The sequence below is a fragment of the Corynebacterium aurimucosum genome (assembly GCF_046895345.1).
GTDB lineage: Bacteria > Actinomycetota > Actinomycetes > Mycobacteriales > Mycobacteriaceae > Corynebacterium > Corynebacterium aurimucosum_G.
In genome coordinates this window covers 2321661-2341546 of sequence record NZ_CP160096.1, presented here as the reverse complement: position 1 = coordinate 2341546, position 19886 = coordinate 2321661, and the positions used below count along the sequence as shown (strand labels likewise).

The 19886-nt window shown below is 61.7% G+C and carries 19 protein-coding genes; 11 read left to right on the top strand and 8 right to left on the bottom strand.

The window, feature by feature from the left end:
* Positions 1 to 307: 307 nt before the first annotated feature.
* On the bottom strand, positions 308 to 928 hold the full coding sequence (locus ABZS45_RS11045; protein WP_246822960.1) for a TetR/AcrR family transcriptional regulator: 621 nt from the start codon (positions 926 to 928) through the stop codon (positions 308 to 310).
* Positions 929 to 1038: 110 nt separating this feature from the next.
* On the opposite strand from ABZS45_RS11045, the gene ABZS45_RS11040 reads away from it, so the two are divergent.
* From ABZS45_RS11040 to ABZS45_RS10995, 10 genes are all read left to right on the top strand, one after another.
* Positions 1039 to 1497: a hotdog fold thioesterase gene (locus tag ABZS45_RS11040; protein WP_412099857.1), complete on the top strand. Its 459-nt coding sequence runs from the start codon at positions 1039 to 1041 to the stop codon at positions 1495 to 1497.
* A 111-nt stretch (positions 1498 to 1608) separates the two neighbouring features.
* Entirely contained in the window at positions 1609 to 2595 is a 987-nt protein-coding gene (gene paaA, locus ABZS45_RS11035) for a 1,2-phenylacetyl-CoA epoxidase subunit PaaA (RefSeq protein ID WP_412099856.1), read from the top strand.
* Between the two features lie 48 nt (positions 2596 to 2643).
* Positions 2644 to 2931, top strand: coding sequence for a 1,2-phenylacetyl-CoA epoxidase subunit PaaB (gene paaB, locus ABZS45_RS11030; RefSeq protein WP_039672784.1), 288 nt, complete (start codon positions 2644 to 2646; stop codon positions 2929 to 2931).
* Entirely contained in the window at positions 2928 to 3764 is an 837-nt protein-coding gene (gene paaC, locus ABZS45_RS11025) for a 1,2-phenylacetyl-CoA epoxidase subunit PaaC (RefSeq protein WP_412099855.1), read from the top strand. Before paaB ends, paaC begins: the two co-directional genes overlap by 4 nt.
* A 27-nt stretch (positions 3765 to 3791) precedes the next feature.
* Positions 3792 to 4331, top strand: a complete 540-nt coding sequence (gene paaD / locus ABZS45_RS11020) for a 1,2-phenylacetyl-CoA epoxidase subunit PaaD (protein WP_412099854.1) — start codon at positions 3792 to 3794, stop codon at positions 4329 to 4331.
* Positions 4331 to 5491, top strand: a complete 1161-nt coding sequence (gene paaE / locus ABZS45_RS11015) for a 1,2-phenylacetyl-CoA epoxidase subunit PaaE (RefSeq protein ID WP_412099853.1) — start codon at positions 4331 to 4333, stop codon at positions 5489 to 5491. The genes paaD and paaE overlap by 1 nt, the downstream gene beginning before the upstream one ends.
* 11 nt (positions 5492 to 5502) lie before the next feature.
* Positions 5503 to 6279 (top strand): enoyl-CoA hydratase/isomerase family protein, encoded by a 777-nt coding sequence (locus ABZS45_RS11010; RefSeq protein WP_412099852.1) that lies wholly within the window; start codon positions 5503 to 5505, stop codon positions 6277 to 6279.
* Between the two features lie 56 nt (positions 6280 to 6335).
* Positions 6336 to 7532 carry an acetyl-CoA C-acyltransferase gene (locus tag ABZS45_RS11005; protein ID WP_412099851.1) on the top strand — a complete coding sequence of 399 codons (1197 nt, stop codon included), beginning with the start codon at positions 6336 to 6338 and terminating at the stop codon, positions 7530 to 7532.
* Entirely contained in the window at positions 7533 to 8300 is a 768-nt protein-coding gene (locus ABZS45_RS11000) for an enoyl-CoA hydratase/isomerase family protein (protein WP_412099850.1), read from the top strand.
* A gap of 28 nt (positions 8301 to 8328) precedes the next feature.
* Positions 8329 to 9180 (top strand): 3-hydroxyacyl-CoA dehydrogenase family protein, encoded by an 852-nt coding sequence (locus ABZS45_RS10995; RefSeq protein WP_412099849.1) that lies wholly within the window; start codon positions 8329 to 8331, stop codon positions 9178 to 9180.
* Here ABZS45_RS10995 and ABZS45_RS10990 read toward each other — a convergent pair.
* The 7 genes from ABZS45_RS10990 to ABZS45_RS10960 form a co-directional block, all read right to left on the bottom strand.
* Complete coding sequence (locus ABZS45_RS10990; RefSeq protein WP_412099848.1) at positions 9168 to 9905, bottom strand: response regulator; 738 nt, start codon at positions 9903 to 9905, stop codon at positions 9168 to 9170. The two genes, ABZS45_RS10995 and ABZS45_RS10990, sit on opposite strands and share 13 nt — an antisense overlap.
* A complete protein-coding gene (locus ABZS45_RS10985; protein ID WP_412099847.1) occupies positions 9902 to 12499 on the bottom strand; it encodes an ATP-binding protein in 2598 nt (865 codons plus the stop codon). The genes ABZS45_RS10990 and ABZS45_RS10985 overlap by 4 nt, the downstream gene beginning before the upstream one ends.
* A 23-nt stretch (positions 12500 to 12522) precedes the next feature.
* Positions 12523 to 13074 (bottom strand): potassium-transporting ATPase subunit C, encoded by a 552-nt coding sequence (locus ABZS45_RS10980; RefSeq protein WP_412099846.1) that lies wholly within the window; start codon positions 13072 to 13074, stop codon positions 12523 to 12525.
* 30 nt (positions 13075 to 13104) lie between these two features.
* Complete coding sequence (kdpB, locus tag ABZS45_RS10975) at positions 13105 to 15174, bottom strand: potassium-transporting ATPase subunit KdpB (RefSeq protein WP_412099844.1); 2070 nt, start codon at positions 15172 to 15174, stop codon at positions 13105 to 13107.
* The gene (gene kdpA, locus ABZS45_RS10970; RefSeq protein WP_412101171.1) at positions 15171 to 16883 is read right to left on the bottom strand and encodes a potassium-transporting ATPase subunit KdpA; all 1713 of its coding nucleotides are present in this window, start codon (positions 16881 to 16883) and stop codon (positions 15171 to 15173) included. Before kdpA ends, kdpB begins: the two co-directional genes overlap by 4 nt.
* Positions 16883 to 16978, bottom strand: a complete 96-nt coding sequence (kdpF, locus tag ABZS45_RS10965; RefSeq protein WP_039672809.1) for a K(+)-transporting ATPase subunit F — start codon at positions 16976 to 16978, stop codon at positions 16883 to 16885. The genes kdpA and kdpF overlap by 1 nt, the downstream gene beginning before the upstream one ends.
* Before the next feature lie 285 nt (positions 16979 to 17263).
* Positions 17264 to 17662 carry a PaaI family thioesterase gene (locus tag ABZS45_RS10960; protein ID WP_412099843.1) on the bottom strand — a complete coding sequence of 133 codons (399 nt, stop codon included), beginning with the start codon at positions 17660 to 17662 and terminating at the stop codon, positions 17264 to 17266.
* 102 nt (positions 17663 to 17764) lie between these two features.
* Here ABZS45_RS10960 and paaZ point away from each other — a divergent pair, with 102 nt between their 5' ends.
* Positions 17765 to 19825 (top strand): phenylacetic acid degradation bifunctional protein PaaZ, encoded by a 2061-nt coding sequence (gene paaZ, locus ABZS45_RS10955; RefSeq protein ID WP_412099841.1) that lies wholly within the window; start codon positions 17765 to 17767, stop codon positions 19823 to 19825.
* The last annotated feature ends 61 nt before the right edge of the window (positions 19826 to 19886 follow it).

Genomic DNA, 19886 nt, shown 5'->3' with positions numbered 1-19886 from the left:
ATTTCGAGGAGAGGGAAATTCCACACCCCTCAAGCTCCATCGAAAGTGCTGCAAGAAGTTGGTTAGCTGGGACAACGCACAACATGTGCGAAACTTACTTACCGTTCGGTTGGGTAAGTCTTGTGACGTACACTACAGGCCAGTGTGGTGATAGACAACACAATTAGGCTAAGTTTTTGAAGCGCAACACATCATCGCAGGCCACGGCGGTTTCACAGCCAAAAGAAGCCCCACCCCCATATGGAGCCCCAACGGCGGAGCGAAACGCTCGCCTCCGACTAGCCGATCAGCTACTCGCCCATCGCGACTAGCCCATCGCTTGCGGAGCTAGGCCGCCAAAAACAACACGCTCAAAGGTGCTGGCCAGCTCCTCGGCATCAAGCCGCCCCTCCGGCTCATACCAATCGGACGTGGAGTTGATCATTCCGAAAATCATGCGGGTCAACAGCGGAGCCTCAATGTCGGAGCGGATAGCCCCCTCCTCCTGAGCAGCCTCCACCAGCGGAACCACGGAACGCGTCAGCGTACGGCGGCGCTCCAACGCGCTCCGCTCCACCTCGGAGTTTCCACGCAAACGGAGCAAGAGCGCGACAGACTTCGGGTCGGAGCACAGCACCTCAATCGAGCCACGCAATAGCCCGCGCACCCTCTCCCCCGCCGACACATCGGCCGCGGCCATCTCTTCCGCGACCGCCTCCAAACGGCTGAGCGCCTGCACTACCGTCAGTTCCAAGATCTCTTCTTTCGACGAGATGTGGTGATACAGCGCAGACTTGGAAATCCCCAATTCGCTCGCCACGTTATCCATCGACGTGGCGTCGTAGCCGCGGGCAGTAAAAGCACGAACAGCTGCACGAATGACATCTTCACGGGAATAACCGGGGCGGCCACGTGCCGCGCCCTGGACAGCGGATTTCTCATTCTTCACGCAGTCCATTCAAGCAGAGAGCCCCGAGCACCGTTAGACTAGTGAGCCACCACACCCCTTTTCGCTCCCTCGGCAGCACTGCGGAAGACCCTTCCCAAGGAGGAATTCCCATGAGCACCGAACACCCCACCCTCGCCCCCGGCGTCGCCGAAGGCCCCGAGTTCACCCACGTACGCGCCATGTTCGATGACGACCGCGCTACTGCGGAAATTGGTGCGAAAATTACCGCGCTGGACCACGGCAGGTGTGAAGGTCACTTCACCATCCGCCCTGAAATGTGCAATGGGCACGGTACGGCACAAGGCGGCTATTTGTACATGTTCGCCGATTCCATCTTCGCCGGCACCTGCAATTCCGGTGGCGACTTGGCCGTGGCCGCACACAACTCGATCCACTACATCGCCCCCGCCTTCGAAGGTGACGTCGTTGACGGAGTAGGAATCACTCGCCAAGCCTGGGGCCGCAATGGCGTCGTCGATGTCACCCTCAGCATCAAGGGAAAGCCCATCGCCGAATTCCGCGGCACATTCCGCGTGCTGCCCGCCAAGCCCCAGAATCGCAACAAGTAGGGCGCAGCTCACAAACATGGTTGACATAGCTCACACCTGCGCCATATACTGACCAACCAGTCAGTAAGTATTATTCAGCCGACACTGAGCAGAGAGGGAACGATTCCTCCCATGACCCCATCAGAGAAAACACTCGCCGCCGTCCCGGCCGCGGATGAAGCACAAGCCCAGCAGCGCTTCGACGAGCTCATCGCCGAAGATTCCCGCATCGAGCCCACCGACTGGATGCCGGCTGCCTACCGCAAGACCTTGACGCGTCAGATCTCCCAGCACGCACATTCCGAAATCATCGGTATGCAGCCGGAGGCCAACTGGATCACCCGCGCACCTTCGCTCAAGCGCAAAGCCATCCTCATGGCCAAGGTGCAGGATGAGGCTGGCCACGGCCTTTACCTCTACTCCGCTGCGGAGACCTTGGGCACCTCCCGCGACGAGCTGGTTCAGCAGCTGCTCGACGGCACCGCCAAGTACTCCTCCATCTTCAACTACCCGGCGCGCACGTGGGCCGACATCGGAGCCATCGGCTGGTTGGTGGATGGCGCTGCCATCTGCAACCAGGTTCCGCTCTGCCGCGCCTCCTACGCTCCGTACGGCCGAGCCATGGTGCGCATCTGTAAGGAAGAGTCCTTCCACCAGCGTCAAGGCTGGGAGATCCTCTACGAGCTGTCCCACGGAACCCCCGAGCAGAAGCAGATGGCCCAGGAGGCCATCAACCGTTTCTACGGCCCGGCACTACAGATGTTCGGCCCGCCGGATGATGACTCCCCCAACTCTAAGCAGTCCATGGCATGGAACATCAAGCGCTTTTCCAACGACGAGCTGCGCCAGCGCTTCGTGGACATGATCGTTCCACAGGCCGAGACCCTTGGCCTGCACTTCGAGGACCCAGACCTGAAGTGGAACGAGGAGCGCGGCCACTATGACTTCGGCGAGCTCGACTGGTCCGAATTCAAGGCCGTCATCAAGGGCGAAGGACCCTGCAACGTGCAGAGGATGCAGCGACGTCGCCAAGCGCATGCCGACGGCGCCTGGGTCCGTGAGGCTGCCGCAGCCTACGCCGAGAAGCACCACTCGGCTGATACCTCGCTCATCGCTTAACACCTAAGCACACTGCCCAACCAGCTTCGAGACCATAAGGAAGGTTCCATGTCCAGCTCTAACTGGCCCATGTGGGAGGTCTTCGTACGTTCCTCCCGCGGCCTCTCTCACGTCCATGCCGGCTCGCTCCACGCACCGGATGCCACGATGGCCCTGCGCAACGCCCGTGACCTTTATACCCGCCGCAATGAAGGCACCTCCGTGTGGGTTGTGCCCAGCGAGGCCATTGCCTCCTCCGACCCCGACTCCAAGGGAGGATTCTTCGAATCGCCGCAGGGTAAGAGCTACCGCCACGCTACTTACTACGACAAGTCTGAAGGAGTGCCGCACCTGTGACCGGATTTGCAGCCGCCGATTCTGCGACCAAGCAATCGCAGGGCAACGGCATCACCGCAGAAGACATCGCCGCTTCCGGCGCAGTCGCCCCCGAGGACACCGCACGCTATGCCCTCATGTTGGGCGATGACGCCCTCATCTTGGCCCAGCGCCTGGGCTGGTGGATTTCGCGCGCACCAGAGATGGAAGAAGACATCGCCTTGGGCAACATCGCCCTCGATCTCATCGGGCACGCCCGCTTCCTGCTGACCTACGCCGGTACCGCATGGGGCAAAACCGAGGATGACTTGGCCTATTTCCGTAACGAGGAGGAGTTCCGCTCCGCGCGCCTCGTCGAACAGGAGAACGGGGACTTCGGCTACACCATCGCCCGCCAGCTGCTCTTTTCCTATTACCAGCACGGGCTCTACACCGCCCTGCTGGAGTCGAAGGATGAGACGCTGGCAGCTATCGCGGCCAAGGCCATCAAGGAAGTTGAGTACCACATCGACCACGCCAACCAGTGGATTCTGCGTCTGGGTCTCGGCACCGAAGAGTCCCACCGTCGGATCACGGAGGGCCTGATGTACATGTGGCCCTACCTCGACGAACTTTTCGAGGACCTACCACTCCACGAGAAGCTGGCAGCAGAAGGCATCGCCGTTCTTCCCTCCAGCCTGCGCACGCAATTCGATGAGCGCATCGCCTATGTCCTGGACAAGGCAGGCCTAGCCATCCCGGATGTCAAGCAAGCCCGCTCCGGGCAGCGCACCGGGCGCTTCTCCGAGCACCGCGGTTTCATCCTCGCGGAGATGCAGTCCTTGGCGCGCCAACACCCCGGCGCGACCTGGTAAAGACAAGGAAAGGACCAAGGTTTCATCGTGTCCATCACAGATAAGTCCCACCCGCTGCGCCCCACGCAGCCTGACAACGCCCACGTGTGGGACGTCGCCGCCGAGGTGCCCGATCCGGAAATCCCCGTCATTTCCATCGCTGACCTTGGGATCCTCCGGGACGCTCGCCTGGAAGACGATACCGCGGTGGTCACGATTACCCCAACCTATTCCGGCTGCCCCGCCATGGAGCACATCACTACAGACATCACCACAGCGCTGACCGACGCCGGCTTTGCCAAGGTGCGTGTCGACCTCGTGCTCCACCCGGCGTGGACCACCGACTGGATGACGGAGACCGGCCGGCAAAACCTCAAGGACTACGGCATTGCCCCGCCCAGCGGTACAACCCGGGCCGCACCAGAAGGTCCTATCCCTCTCACGCTCGAACCGCCACCGGCCATCGAATGCCCCCACTGTGGCTCCCGCCGCACACGTAAGCTTGCCCAATTCGGTTCCACGTCCTGCAAGGCTCTCTATAACTGCCAGGACTGTTTGGAGCCCTTCGACTACTTCAAGGTGCACTAATGACCACGACCCCGTCTGCCCCTGCAAAGAAAAAGGCCACGTTCAACACCCTGACCGTGTCCGAGGTGCGCGCCCTGACCGAGGACTCCGTGGAGGTTTCCTTCGCTATCCCTCCGGAGCTCCAGGACGACTATGACTACATCCCCGGCCAATACGTTGCGCTGCGGGCGACCATCGACGGCCAGGAAGTCCGCCGCTCCTATTCCATCTGCGATGTGCCTCGCGACGGCGTGCTGCGCGTCGCCATCAAGCGCGACCGCGGTGGTGTGTTCTCCACGTGGGCCAACGACACTCTGCAGCCCGGCGACACCATGGATGTCATGAACCCGCAGGGCGCATTCACCTCGAAGACCCACCTGACCGGTCTGAACAATCCTGAGGCTGTCCGCGAGGAGCTGGAGAAGTTAGAGAATCCGCACCTCGTGGCCATCGCCGCGGGATCCGGCATCACGCCGATCATGGCTATCGCCCAGACCGTTCTCCACAGCTCCCCCGACACCACATTCGAGCTCATCTTCGCCAACAAAGGCGGCGGTGACGTCATGTTCGCCGAGGAGATTGGTGACCTCAAGGACAAGTTCCCCACGCGCTTTGCCGTGCACCACGTCCTGTCCCGCGAGCAGCGCGTCAACCCGCTCTTCTCCGGGCGCATCGATGCCGAAAAGCTTCAGACCTTGCTGGATAACGTCGTGCGCACCGACAACGTCAACGAATGGTTCCTCTGCGGTCCCTTTGAGCTGGTGCAGCTGGTTCGTGATGAGCTGGCCAGCCGCAACGTGGGCGAAAAGGATGTGCGCTACGAGCTGTTCACCACCGGCAAGCCCTCCGGAGACCAGAACCAGGCCGGACGCCACGTCGTGGTGGATCCGGAAGGCGATAACGTCAGCATCAGCTTCCAGCTCGATGGCCTCTCCGGCTCGGTTGAGTCTCCGGTTTCTGCCAATGAATCCCTGCTCAACGCGGCCCTGCGCGTGCGCTCCGACGTCCCCTTCGCCTGCGCCGGCGGCGTGTGCGGCACCTGCCGCGCCAAGCTGGTGGAAGGCGAAGTGGACATGGCAGAGAACTACGCGCTGGAGGCCGATGAGGTCAAGGCTGGCTACATCCTGACCTGCCAGTCGCGCCCCACCACGCCGAACATCGTCCTCGACTTCGACGCCTAGGAGAAACACCCATGATCGATTTACACCACGACGCCGAAGCCGGAATCGTTGAGCTCGTACTCAACAACCCCAAGGCCATCAATTCCCTAGCGGAAGAAGACCTCGCCGAGCTCTCCCGCTCCCTCGATGAGGCCGCAGAGCTGAACCCTCGCGCCCTTCTCCTGCGCGGTGAGGGCAAAGGCTTTTGCGCCGGCCGCAACATCAAGGGGCTCAATCCGCGCGAGGACGATGCCACCGCCTACCTCGCGGGCGTGGTTACCCCGGTGCTCAAGAAGATCGATAAATTCCCCGCCCCCACCTTCGCTGCGGTCCACGGCCCCTGCCTAGGGGTGGGCCTCGGCCTCGCCTTGGCCTGTGATGTCGTGTACGTCGCCGAGGACGCCAAGTTCGGCTCCCCCTTCGCCAACTTAGGTGCCACTCTCGATTCGGGAGGGCACTCCCTCTTCGTCGAACGCCTCGGCACACACCGCGCGATGGACCTCATCATCACCGGTGATCTCATCTCCGGCGCGGAGGCAGTGCGCGCGGGGCTCTTCTCCCGCGCGGTACCTGCGGAGGAGCTGCTGGAGTTCACCCGGGGCATCGCCCAGCGCGCAGCCCACGGCGCCACCCAAGCTTTCCTCACCAGCCGCACCCTGGTCCAGGACATCCGCGATAACGGCACCGGGCTGTGGGCCAGCGTCGATGCCGAGAACTCCGCCCAAGGCAAACTCTGCGATACCGAGGACTACTACGAAGGCTTTGCAGCTTTCAATGAGAAACGCCCGCCGGTCTTCCGCGGACGCTAAAACCTCCAGACCTTCTAGAACACACAACAGCTAACCCACCACAGCTAAGGAATCACATGACTGCATACCTGGTATCCGGCTTCCGCACTCCCGTGGGCCGCTACGGCGGCGCATTGTCCTCGGTTCGCCCAGATGATCTCATGGCCACCACCATCAAGAAGACGGTGGAGGAGGCCGGACTCGACCCCTCCGCGGTGGATGAAGTCATCATCGGCAACGCCAACGGCGCCGGCGAGGAAAACCGCAACGTTGCCCGCATGTCCTGGTTGCTCGCCGGGTTCCCGGACACCGTTCCCGGGATTACGGTCAACCGCCTGTGCGCGTCGGGCATGTCCTCGATTGCTCTGGCCACCGCCCTCGTGGAATCCGGCCAGGCGGATATTGTCATCGCCGGCGGCGTCGAGTCCATGTCCCGCGCCCCCTGGGTCATGGAGAAGCCAAGCAAGCCTTTTGCCAAGCCAGGACAGGTTTTTGATACCTCCATTGGCTGGCGCTTTGCCAACCCGAAGTTCGCGGAGCAGGAGAAGATGACCTACTCCATGCCGGAGACCGCCGAGGAAGTGGCAAATGTCTTCGGCATTAGCCGTGAAGACGCCGATGCCTTCGCCGTGCGTTCCCAGGAGCGCGCACTCGCCGCCATCGAAGCCGGCAAGTTCTCCCGGGAGATCGTGCCCGTCGAGGTCACCGACCGCAAGGGCAACATGACGGTAGTCGACACCGATGAGGGCCCCCGCCCCGGCACCACGATGGAGGTCCTAGCCAAGCTGCGCCCGGTGACCTCCCTGGGTGACGTCACCACGGCGGGCAACGCCTCCTCGCTTAACGACGGCGCCTCCTGCGTCATTGTTGCCTCCGACGAGGCCCTCAAGAAGCACAATCTGACCGCACGTGCCCGCGTTGTCGCCAACTCCGCGCGCGGTGTGCGCCCAGAGATCATGGGCACCGGTCCCATCCCGGCGACCCGCGATGTGCTGGAGCGCGCCGGCTGGGAGCTGGATAGCGTGGACGCCATCGAACTCAACGAAGCTTTTGCCTCCCAGTCCATCGCCTGCATCCGCGAGCTGGGCTTGGATGAGGACAAGGTTAATGCCTGGGGCGGCGCCATTGCGCTGGGCCACCCGCTGGGTTCCTCCGGTTCCCGCATCACGTTGACCCTGCTCAACCGCCTAGAGACGGACGGGCTGCGCCGCGGCATCGCCACCATGTGCGTGGGCGTGGGCCAGGGCACCGCGATTGCGATTGAGAGGGTGTAAATGACGACTGCCATTGAGATTTCAACGCGCGGCGAGAACGACGAGATTGTCGTCGCCAAGCTCAACCGCCCCGAGGTGCGCAACGCCATCGATGAGCAGATGGTGGCGGAGTTCCACGAGCTGTGCGCGCAGCTCGAGTCCGATCCCCGCATCCTCATCATCACCGGCTGCACGGTGGATACCCCGAAGGGCCCCCGTGGGATCTTCGCCTCCGGGGCGGACATCGCGCAGCTTCGTGAGCGCCGCCGCGAGGATGCCCTCCGCGGCATCAATTCCGGCATCTTCCACCGCATCGCCTCGCTGCCCGCCCCCGTCATCGCAGCGGTGGATGGCTACGCCCTCGGCGGCGGATTGGAGCTGGCCTTAGCCGCTGACTTCCGCGTGTCCACTCCTTTTGCCAAGTTTGGCCAGCCTGAAGCCGGCCTGGGTATCGCTGCCGCCGCGGGTGCCACGTGGCGCCTCAAGGAGTGCGTGGGCACCCCGCTGGCGAAGGAGATCCTGCTGGCCGGGCGCATCCTCAACGGCGAGGAGGCACTGGCCAACCACCTGGTCAGCGAGCTACACGAGCCGGATGCGCTTGTCGACGGCGCCCTGGAACTAGCCGGGCGCATTGCCCAGCAGGACCCGCTGGCCGTGCGCTTGACCAAGCAGCTCATTTCCATGCCTGATGCGGCGCACCCGGCGGTGGACAACATCGCTCAGGCCGTGCTCTTTGAGTCCCCCGCCAAGTTTGAGCGGATGCAGGCCTTCCTGGACCGCAAGAAATAAACCTTCCACTCACAAGGAGAGTTAAATCATGTCCCCAGTACTGCAGGTTCCTGCCAAGGTTGGTGTGCTCGGCGGCGGCCGAATGGGCGCCGGCATTGCTCACGCCTTCCTGGCCTCCGGCGCGTCCGTGACCGTGGTGGATATCAACGAGGATGCCGTGGAGGCCGCCCGCGAGCGCGTGCACAAGGCCATCCGCGGCTCCCTCGACCGCGGGGCGGAGGGCACCTTCGAATCCTGGGATGAGCGTCTCAGCTTTTCCACCGCCGCCTCCGCCTTTGCCGGTTTCGACCTCGTGGTTGAGGCCGTTCCGGAATCAATGGATCTCAAGGTGGCCGCTTTCCGGGATATCGCCGAAGCGGCCCCAGAGGCCGTCGTCGCCACCAATACCTCCTCGCTGTCGGTATCGCAGCTGGCGGAAAGCATCCCCAACGATGTCATCGGCCTACACTTCTTCAACCCGGTTCCGGCCTCCAAGCTGGTGGAAGTGGTTGTTGCCGAGTCCACCCCGGAAGCGCTCGTGGAGACAGCCAAAGGCTGGGTCGAGGGCTTGGGCAAGACCGCAGTGGTGGTCAAGGACGCCCCTGGCTTCGCTTCCTCCCGCCTGGGCGTAGCCATTGCGCTGGAGGCCATCCGCATGGTGGAGGAAGGCGTGGCCTCGCCGCGCGATATCGACAACGCCATGGTGCTGGGCTATAAGTTCCCCATCGGCCCGCTGGAGCTGACCGATATCGTGGGTCTGGATGTGCGCCTCGGCATCGCTGAATACCTCGAATCCCAGCTAGGTGAGCGCTTTAGCCCACCGCAGCTCATGCGCGACATGGTTGCCCGCGGGGAGCTGGGCCGCAAGTCCGGCAAAGGCTTCTACGACTATTCCGAGTAACCGTACTCTTCTCCGCCTGGCTCTGGCACCACAAAGCGATAACCCAAGCCGGGCTCTGTGAGTAGAAAACGTGGGTGGGCGGGGTCATCCTCCAACTTGCGCCTCAGCTGGGAGGTGTAAATGCGGAGGTAGTGCCCCTGCCCCTCAAAGCCGGGACCCCAGATCTCAGAGAGCAGGTCCTCCTTGCGCACCAAGCCACCGTGGGCGCGAAGTAGTGTGGTGAGCACGCCCCACTCGGTGGGTGTCAGATGCAGCGGCTCGCCACCTTTGGTGATGGAATGGTGCGGAACATCAATCACGATATCCCCGGCGCGAACCACAGCGATCTCAGTGCGCCTCACCGGACTCTGTGGGCTACCATGCCGCAAGGCCACTCGCACGCGGGCTAGAAGCTCCTCCATAGAGAAGGGCTTGGTCACGTAGTCGTCCGCGCCGCGGTCGAGAGCTGCGGCGCTAAACAGCGGATCGGAGCGCGCCGTCAGGATGATGACCGGTACCGCAGACCACCCGCGGATTCCTTCCAACACGACGGTGCCATCCATATCCGGCAGCCCCATGTCCAAAATCACAACGTCTGGCTGCTGCTGCGAAACCACCTGTAGTCCCTCTGCACCTGTACGCGCCTGGTGAACCTCGTAGCCACGAGCCTTGAAGTTAATACTCAACGTATTAAGTAGGCGGGGGTCATCGTCCACAATGGCGATGCTGGTTTTCTTCGTCGTCATTTTTGTTCTCCTCCCGCGACGGGAAACCGCAAAATAAAGGTTGCGCCCGGGGTGGCAGCCACCTCGATGCTACCGCCCATGGCCTCTACAAAGCCTTGGACAACAGAAAGTCCAAGGCCCACACCGTTGTCGTTGCTGGTATCACCCAAACGCTGAAATGCTTGGAACAGTTCCTTCTGCTTCTCCGGTGGGATGCCCGGGCCTTCATCGACAACGATCAGTTCTACCTGTTCGGTGGTGGTCTGGGCGCTCAAGGTAACGTCGCCGGTTGGTGCATAGCGCAAGGAGTTATCGAAGAGATTGGCCAAGACGCGCTCCATGAGCGCCGTATCCGCGCAGCACGTAACTCCACGCACGCTAGGGTCAAGGTGAATGCGCCCAATTTGCTCTCGGGAATGCCCAAAGGCACAGGAAGCGATGGCGCGATTAGCCACTTCGGCTACGTCGACGATGTCTCGGCGGGCGGTTATGGCGCCGGCTGTGAGCCGGGAGTAGTCCAGCAGGTTGGTTACCAATCCGGTAAGTTCCTCGATGCTCGCTGCAGTTTCTGCCAAAAGCATGTCCTGGTCTTCGGGAGTGAATTCAATGTCAGCGTTGCGCAACGAGGACACCGCCAACTTGGCCGTGGCCAGCGGGGTACGCAGGTCGTGGCTCACACTAGACAGCAGCGCTCGGCGCAACTCGTCAGCAGCGGCTATCGCATCTGCGCGCGCGGCCTCAGCAGAGAGCTTTTCGCGGCGAACAATGCCGGCGAGATAGCCCGCTACCACGGTGACCAGACCTCGGTCACGAGCAGACAATGCCGGGCCCTCAAGACGCAGCTGAACCGTGCCATCTGCGCTCGCAACAACGGTGTCCACTTCCTGTTCATGGCGCACTTTTTCGGGAATATGAAGGTGTTTCGAAGTGCGTTCGGGGGTAGCTGCGCGCCAGGTGGCAAGAACGTCACCGTTTTCATCCAGCAGCTCTGCTCTACGACAATTAAAAGCCTCCCCCACCTTGCGCATCACGGCATCCTTCGGAGAAGAATCCGCGCGGCGATTCAAGGCGGCGCGGGAAAACACCGTGAGTAACTCGGCATCACGCGCAGCAATAGCCGCGTTCGCACGCTCAATCTTGGCGCGGCGCACGAGCATGCCGACGGCCAGCGCAATAGCCACCATGACTACGGCGATCACGGCGTTAGCGGGATCAGCAATATCGAAGGTATGGATCGGCTCGGTGAAGAACCAGTTGACCGCTAGGCCGGAAGCCACCGCCACCACTACGGCCGGCCACAGGCCTCCCAGCAAACTGACAAGCAGGATGAGCGCAAAGTAGAACGCGGAACAAGTACCTGTTCCCAAATCCTGACCGTCCGCCTGCACCAACAGCGCAGTGAGCCCCACGAAAGCTAACGCTGAGCTAAGCCACGCGATGGCACGCTGCGGGAAGGGGCGGAAAGGATGCAGCATCCGTGTGAGCGGAAGTGGTTTTTCCGGGGGAAGGTTGACTATGTGGCAGTCAATCGAGCCGGATTCACGCAGCACCGTTTCCGCTACCGTACCGTGCCAGTGCACGCCGAAACGACGCCGCGGCGAGACCCCCACTACGAGCTGGGTGGCGTTGACACTCCGGGCAAAATTAAGCAGGGCTTCTGGGACGCTGTCCCCGGTAACCTGGTGCAGTCGTGCGCCCACATCCTGGGCTAAGGACTGCAGCCGGGCGAGCTGTTGCGCTGATCCCCCCACCGAGGAGGAACGAGAGGTGAAAGAATCACCGAAAACAACGTGGACCACGTGCAATTCCGCCGAGGATTTTGTCGCAATGCGCCGCCCGCGGCGGATAAGAGTCTCAGCATGGGCAACGTTTTGGATGGCCACAACCACCCGCTCACGCGCTTCCCACGTTTCGGTGATTTTCTGATCCGAGCGATAAGTGATGAGTGCCTCATCAACCTGATCCGCTAGCCACAGCAGTGCCAACTCGCGCAGCGCGGTGAGATTTCCCACGCGGAAGTAGTTGTTGAGTGCAGGCTCAATGCGTGCCTCACGGTACACGTGGCCGTCGCTCAGACGGGTGCGCAACAGCTGAGGGGAAACGTCAACAAGCTCGATCTCATCGGCAGCACGTACTACCTCGTCCGGCACCGTTTCTTGCGGTGCGATGCCCGTGATCTGCTTGATAACGTCGTTGAGACTCTCCAGATGCTGGATATTGAGAGTCGACATGACGTCAATTCCGGCGTCCAGAATCTGCTCAATGTCTTCCCACCGCTTCTCGTGAACCTCACCGCGCGGGTTAGAGTGAGCAAACTCATCGACGAGGACGATCTCTGGGTGCCGCTGGATAACCGCCGCGGTGTCCATTTCACCCGCGGAAATGCCCTCGACAGCGCGCCTCGGAACGATCTCCAGCCCCTCGCACAGGGCCTTGGTGTACGCGCGCCCGTGGTCTTCCACTACCCCAACGACAACGTCGCGGCCTTGGTCGACCAGCGTGTGCGCTTCGCTGAGCATGGCGCAGGTTTTGCCCGCGCCGGGAGCTGCGCCCAACAGAATCTTCAGGGTGCCGCGTTTGACCCGCATCGGGGGTGTCGTCGGTTCGGTCAACATTGCTTCATCTTATGAGCTGATCTTTATGAGCAGGGGGTAGGCGTGGGCAATGCAATGTTGAGTGTGGTCACATTTACAGTGTCCTCGCCCAAGAAACCCAGGCTGGCATGCTCGGTATTGTCTGCAATCAGCTTCTTCACGTCTTCGACGCTCATACCCTGTTCCCGGGCCACACGCGGAGCCTGCAGCTCCGCATACTCAGGACTGATGCCGGAATCCACGCCGGAACCGGAGCCGGTAACGGCATCGGCAGGCACCTGCTCCACTGATACGCCTTCGCGCTGAGCAACCTCCTCTCGGCGTTCCCGGATGGCCTTCTCTAACTCCGTGCTTGATGTGCCGTAGTTACTCATACCTTCCGCGCGGGCGAAGAAGTAGGGGCCATCTTCCAAGCCATCCTGAATCTGAGTGGAACCGACCAGGCATTCACCCTGGTAGATAAGGTTTCCCTCGGCAGATTTCGGGGTGATGCGAGATATTCCCCACACCGCGGCCGGATAGATCATGCCCAGCGCGACGACGCATAAGAACACGGCGACGAATCCGGCGATGAGATTACGCAGATAAACACGCATTATTGCTTCCTTTTTCTTTGCAGATTTTCTTTATAGGCCTGGAAGGAGGGAGACGACATGGTCGATAACCCAGATGCCGATGAAGGGGGTAATAACACCGCCGAGACCCCAGATGCCGAGGTTTCGACGCAACAGTGAGGACGCGGAGGCCGGCTTGTAGGACACACCCTTGAGCGCCAATGGGATGAGCGCGACGATGATGAGCGCGTTGAAGACAACTGCGGACACAATGGCGGACTCAGGGGAATGTAGGTGCATAACGTTAAGGCGCTCCAAGTGCGGCAACTGCGTAGAGAAAAGCGCCGGCAGGATGGCAAAGTACTTCGCCAGGTCATTGGCCAAGGAGAAGGTAGTCAACGCGCCGCGGGTGATAAGCAGCTGCTTGCCAATTCGGACGACATCGATGAGCTTTGTCGGGTCAGAATCCAAGTCCACCATGTTGGCAGCTTCCTTCGCCGCGGAGGTACCAGTGTTCATGGCCACGCCCACGTCCGCCTGGGCCAGCGCCGGGGCGTCGTTAGTACCGTCACCCGTCATGGCCACCATTCGGCCTTGTGCTTGCTCCTCACGGATGCGGGCGAGCTTGTCCTCCGGAGTAGCTTCGGCGATGTAATCATCGACGCCGGCTTCCTTGGCAATAGCTGCTGCGGTCAGCGGGTTGTCACCGGTCACCATGATGGTCTTGATACCCATCTGACGCAGTTCAGCGAAGCGCTCGGCCATGCCGGGCTTGACGACGTCACTCAGTTGCACCACCGCAATAACCGTGCGGCTGCCATCGGATTCTTCCACAGCGACAGGCAGCGGGGTGCCACCGTCTTGTGCAATCCGGGTTACGGAATCCTCGATCTCTTGCGGCCAGGTGCCACCTGTTTCAGTCACCCACTTGCGTACGGCATCGCCAGCGCCTTTGCGCAGCTTGCGGTGAGCCAGGTCGAGACCGGACATCCTCGTCGACGCGCTGAATGGAACGACCTCCGCACTCCGCGCTTCTGCATCTCCTTCGCTGGACAGGGAGTAGTTTTCAGTCAGCCAGGCCACGATGGAGCGACCTTCTGGGGTTTCATCCGCTAGGGAGGAAATGCGAGCAATCGCTGCAGCCTCGCGCTCGTCAACGCCCGAAGCCACAATCAGGCCGGTGGCCTGGCGGTTTCCGTAAGTGATGGTGCCGGTCTTGTCCATGAGGAGCGTGGCGACGTCACCAGCTGCCTCCACCGCACGGCCGGAGGTGGCCAGAACGTTGTGGCGAACGAGGCGGTTCATTCCGGCGATACCGACTGCCGAAAGTAGGGCGGCAATGGTGGTAGGGATTAGGCAAACCAACAGAGCGATAAGGGATAGTGGCGAAAGCTCCGCGCCGGTGAATAGACCCATCGGGGCAAGCGCAGCGACGGCGACGAGGAAGAGGATGGTCAGCGTGGAGAGCAGGATGCTCAGCGCAATCTCGTTCGGAGTCTTGCGGCGTTCCGCGCCCTCCACCAAGGCGATCATGGTGTCAACGAAGGTGGAGCCCGGTTCGGAGGTGATTTTGACCTTGATGGAATCAGAGAGCACCACGGTGCCGCCGGTCACGGCACAGCGGTCACCGCCGGCCTCGCGGACGACGGGAGCCGATTCACCCGTGATAGCAGACTCGTCGACGGTGGCGGCGCCTTCGATGACGTCACCGTCACCCGGGATGGTCTCCCCTGCTTCCACACGCACGATGGCACCCTTGGTCAGCTCGGACGCGGGGACCACTTCAATGCCAGAGTCAGTAATGAGATTGGCGGTGGCATCATCGCGCACAGAGCGCAGACTGTCTGCCTGGGCCTTGCCACGGCCTTCGGCATAGGCCTCGGCAAAGGCGGCAAAGGCAATGGTGAACCACAGCCATACCGTCACGACCCATCCATAAAAGCTGGGGTTGAGGATGGACCACACAGTGGTCAGTGCCGCGCCTACCCACACCACGAACATCACGGGGTTGCGTGCTTGGGCGAGCGGGGACATTTTGCTCGGCAGCGTTTTCAGCGCCGCAGCCGCGAGGCCACTGCTCTTCTCCGGAGCGTTGCGGTGAGGAGTCTTATCCGGCTCAGCGGTGATGGTGTGGGTTGTCATGATAGTGCCTCCGAAATAGGACCCAGGGTGAGGACAGGGAAGAAAGTGAGCGCTGCAACCAGCAGAATTACTCCGATAGTCAACAGCGAGAAGGTAATACCGGAGGTGGGTAAGCTGCCTGCGGTGGTGGCCTGGCGCTTCTGTCCTGCCAGGCTTCCGGCTAGGTAAAGGGCGAAGACGATGGGCAGGAAACGGCCCAACAGCATGGCCAAGCCCAAAGTGATCTGCCACCAGGGCTCAGTCACCGTCAGTCCAGCAAAAGCAGAACCGTTGTTATTCGCCGCCGAGGTAAAGGCGTAGAGAACTTCCGACAGGCTGTGGGCATTATCAGCCGTTCCCGGCGCACCGAAGTTGGTCGCTGAAGCTTCCACGAGCTTGCGCTGCGCCACGGAAGCGCCGACGCCCACGAGGACCAGAACCGGCATGGTGAGGATGTACAGGCTGACCGCTGAAATTTCCTTGCGGCCAATCTTGTTGCCCATAAACTCCGGTGTGCGGCCCACTAGGAGGCCACCGATGAACACAGCGAGGATAGCCACAACCAACAGGCCATAGAGGCCAGTACCCACGCCGCCCGGCGCGATTTCACCCAGCAGCATGTTGAGAATGAGCAGACCACCGCCCAGTGGGGAATAGCTATCGTGCATAGAATCCACCGCACCAGTCGAGGTACCCGTGGTAGACACGGCGAACAGTGCTGAGGCATCAATGCCTAGTCGCTGTTCGATACCTTCCATGTTGGCGCCTGCCAACTGAGACGCACCGCCTACAAGGGTGTGCTGTGCCCAAGTCACCAGAACAACCATCACGGTCCACAAACCACCAGCCACGCTGAGCAGCGTCCACGCGTGCTTCTGCGACTTGAGCATCACACCATACGTGCGGATCATGCAGAAGGAGATGACAAGCAGGGAGAAGATCTCCACCAGGTTGGTAAAGCCGGTCGGGTTCTCAAACGGGTGCGCAGAGTTGGCGCCGAAGATGCCACCGCCATTGGTACCCAGGAGTTTAATGGCTTCCTGGCTGGCCACGGGAGCACGGGAAATATCTACGCCGGACTCCGTCACCAGGTTCGAGCCAAAGGTTTGCATGGTTCCGCCGAGGACGAGCACGGTGGAGATGAATAGCGACAGGGGAAGCAGGATGCGGACGATGCCGCGGGTGAGGTCCACCCAGAAGTTGCCGATGAGGTGCTGACCATTCTCGGTTGCCAACGTATCGCGGCTATAACCCAAGTGGCCGATGCCGCGGATCAAGGCGACAGCAACACACATGCCCACTGCGGCTGAGGCGAAGTTTTGCACGGTCAGGCCCAGCATCTGCGAAGCGTTGGTCAGAGTGTCTTCGCCGGAATAGGACTGCCAGTTAGTGTTGGAGGTGAAAGAAGCCGCGGTGTTGAAGGCCATCCACGGCTCCACTGCGTCTTCGCGGGCGTTGCCAAAGCTTGGCAACACTGCTTGGAGCCGCTGCACTGCGTAAAGGACGAGGACGGAGGCCAAGCTGAAGCCCAGCAGCGCACGAGTGTAGTTCTTGGCGTTATGGCCCCGGTTGGGGTCAACCCGCAAAATTCTGTACACGAGGCGCTCGACAGCCCAGTCTTTTTCAGAGGTATAGGCACGGGCCATCCAGTTACCAAGCGGCACATAAGCCGCCGCTAGAAGGGCAAGGAGGGCAAGATACTGCGGTGCTACCGCCACAATGCTGGCGATCATGCGAAACGCTCCGGGTCAATAAGGGAAATGATGAGATAGGCCACGAGCGCGACAACAATGATGAGCCCGATGACTGCTGTGATGGTGTTCATGTTCTACGCGTCTCCGTCCATAAACTCGTTGATGGAGGAAGGACCGCCGAACACAAGGACCACGATCACGATGACCAGAATGTCCAACATGTGGGAGAGACCCCCTTGGGTGAAAGCGATACTAGGTGTGCCCAGTGCCCCAAAGCACCAAGCGCTGGTGCATAGTGCACCTGCCGAGCACTGACGTTAGGCCCGTTCTCCCTGGGACCTACCGGTTATTTGCGGCTTCTTTACGCCTCTCTACCCCGATTTTTACGCTTTATTTACAGCCGCCTTTACCCCCGCCTACTTAGGGTCAACGAGCGCATTCGTGATGCGTGCCGTGCACAGCCTTCTCCCCTCGTCATCAACGATGACGATCTCGTGGGAGCACAGCGTCTTGCCCAGCTTGATGGCGGTGGCCGTCGCCGTGACCAGACCCGCGCGCCCGGAAGCGTGGTGCGTCGCATTGATGTCCACGCCCACGGCGACCTTGCCCAGCGTCGAAGCATGAATCACCGCCGCCCAGCTGCCGACGGCCTCGGCGATGCAGGCCATGGCACCGCCGTGGAGCAGACCGAAGGATTGGGTATTGCCCTCGACCGGCATGGTGGCCACCACTCGCTGGGCCGACTCTTCCAGGATTTCAACACCCATCTTTTTGTCCAGCTCCCCCAGCTGAATCTTCCATACCTCTGCGGCCATGCTGCACTCCTTACTTGCTCCTAGAAATGTGACGCAGACTATACTAGCCTGTATTTACTGACCAACCGTTCGGAAACTAATGGAAAGGCCAATCTTTTCGCTATGACTGCAGCCCTCGTCCCCAGCTACCTCTCCGGCCAGTGGCTCATCCCGGACAACCCCTCACGCGTTGCTGACGTGCACGATGCCTCCACCGGTGACGTCGTCGCCAGGGTTAGCGCCGAAGGCCTCGACATCGCCGGCGCCATCGATTACGCACGCAACACCGGGCGCGAAGGGCTACAAAAGCTCACCTTCCACGAGCGCGCCCTCAAGCTCAAGGAGCTGGCGATCTACCTCCAGGATCACCGCGAAGAGCTCTACGAACTGGCCAACAAAGCCGGCGCCAACAAGCGCGATAACTTCGTCGATATCGACGGCGGCATTTCCACCATGTTCACCTTCTCCTCAAAGGGCCGCCGCGAGATGCCTAATTCCACCGTCATGCCGGATGGTGAGGCGGAGGTCTTCTCCAAGGACGGCTCCTTCATCGGCCGCCACATCTACACCTCCATCCCCGGCGTAGCCGTACAGATCAACGCCTTCAACTTCCCCGTCTGGGGCATGCTGGAGAAGTTCGCCCCAGCCTTCATCGCGGGCGTGCCCTCGATTGTGAAGCCCGCCACGCCGACCGGCTACATCACCGCGGCGTGTGTGCGCCTCATGATCGATTCCGGGATTCTGCCGGAAGGCAGCCTGCAACTCATCTCCGGCTCCGCCCGTGACCTGTTGGATCACCTGGATTACCGCGATCACGTGGCCTTTACCGGCTCTGCCGATACTGCGAACACCCTGCGCGCACACCGCAACGTCATCGAGGGCGGCATCCAGTTCAGCGCGGAAGCGGACTCCCTCAACGCTGCCATTCTGGGCGCCGATGTCACCGCGGATTCCCCGGAGTTCGACGCTTTCGTCAAGGCAGTCTTCGGCGAGATGACCTCGAAGGCGGGTCAGAAGTGTACCGCCATCCGCCGCGCCATCGTCCCGCACGCGCTTGTCGACGCCACCATTGAAGCCCTCAGCGCACGCCTGCGCGACAAGGTCGTCGTCGGCGATCCGCGCGATGCCTCCGCCACGATGGGCCCGCTGGTCTCTGCAGATCAAAAGGCGGACGTCGCAGAGGCCGTCGAGAAGCTCAAGGCCGGCGGCGGCGAGGTAGTCTACGGCGGCGAGGAGGCCAAGGGCGCGTTCTTCAACCCCACTATCCTGCGCTTTGCCGATAACCGCGCCCCAGCTGTCCACGACACCGAGGCCTTCGGCCCCGTCGTCTCCTTCCTGGGTTACGACTCCCCCGCCGAGGCCATCGAGCTCGCCGCCTTGGGCTCTGGCTCGCTGGTTGCCTCCGTTATTACGCATGACCCGCAGCTGGCACGCGAGTATGCACTCGGCATCGCCGCCCATCACGGCCGCCTGCACTTCCTCGACCGCGATGATGCGAAGACGTCTACCGGCCACGGCTCTCCCCTCCCGCACCTCGTCCACGGTGGCCCGGGCCGCGCCGGCGGCGGCGAAGAACTGGGTGGTGTGCGCGGCATCCTGCACTACATGCAGCGTACCGCCGTTCAGGGAACCCCGGACCACCTCACCGCTATCACGGGCCAGTGGCACCGCGGCGCGGCCGTGCAGCGCGTGACCCGCGCCGACGTGGAGAGCGGCCAGGGCACCCACCCCTTCCGCAAGGATCTGGCCACGCTGCAGATTGGTGACCAATTCGCCTCCGATCTGCGCCACGTCTCCCTCGAGGAAATCCTCGAGTTCGCGGAGAAGACCGGCGATACCTTCTACGCCCACACGGACGAGGAAGCCGCCACGGCCAACCCCTTCTTCCCGCGCCGCGTCGCACACGGTTACCTGCTGGTCTCCTGGGCAGCTGGACTCTTCGTGGAGCCGGCACCGGGCCCGGTCCTGGCTAACTACGGCCTGGAGAACCTGCGCTTCATCACGCCGGTGACCTATGACGATTCCATCCGCGTAGAGCTGACCGCCAAGCGCATCACCCCGCGCGTCACCGATGATTACGGTGAGGTCTGCTGGGACGCCGTGCTCTACAACCAGGAGGATGAGATTGTGGCGACCTACGACGTCCTCACCCTCGTGGAGAAGGTCAACACGACCTACGCCTAGCGCACGCTCTCTGCTTAAAACCGAAGCTGCGAGCCAAGTCACACAATCGAGGCTAGTTTCT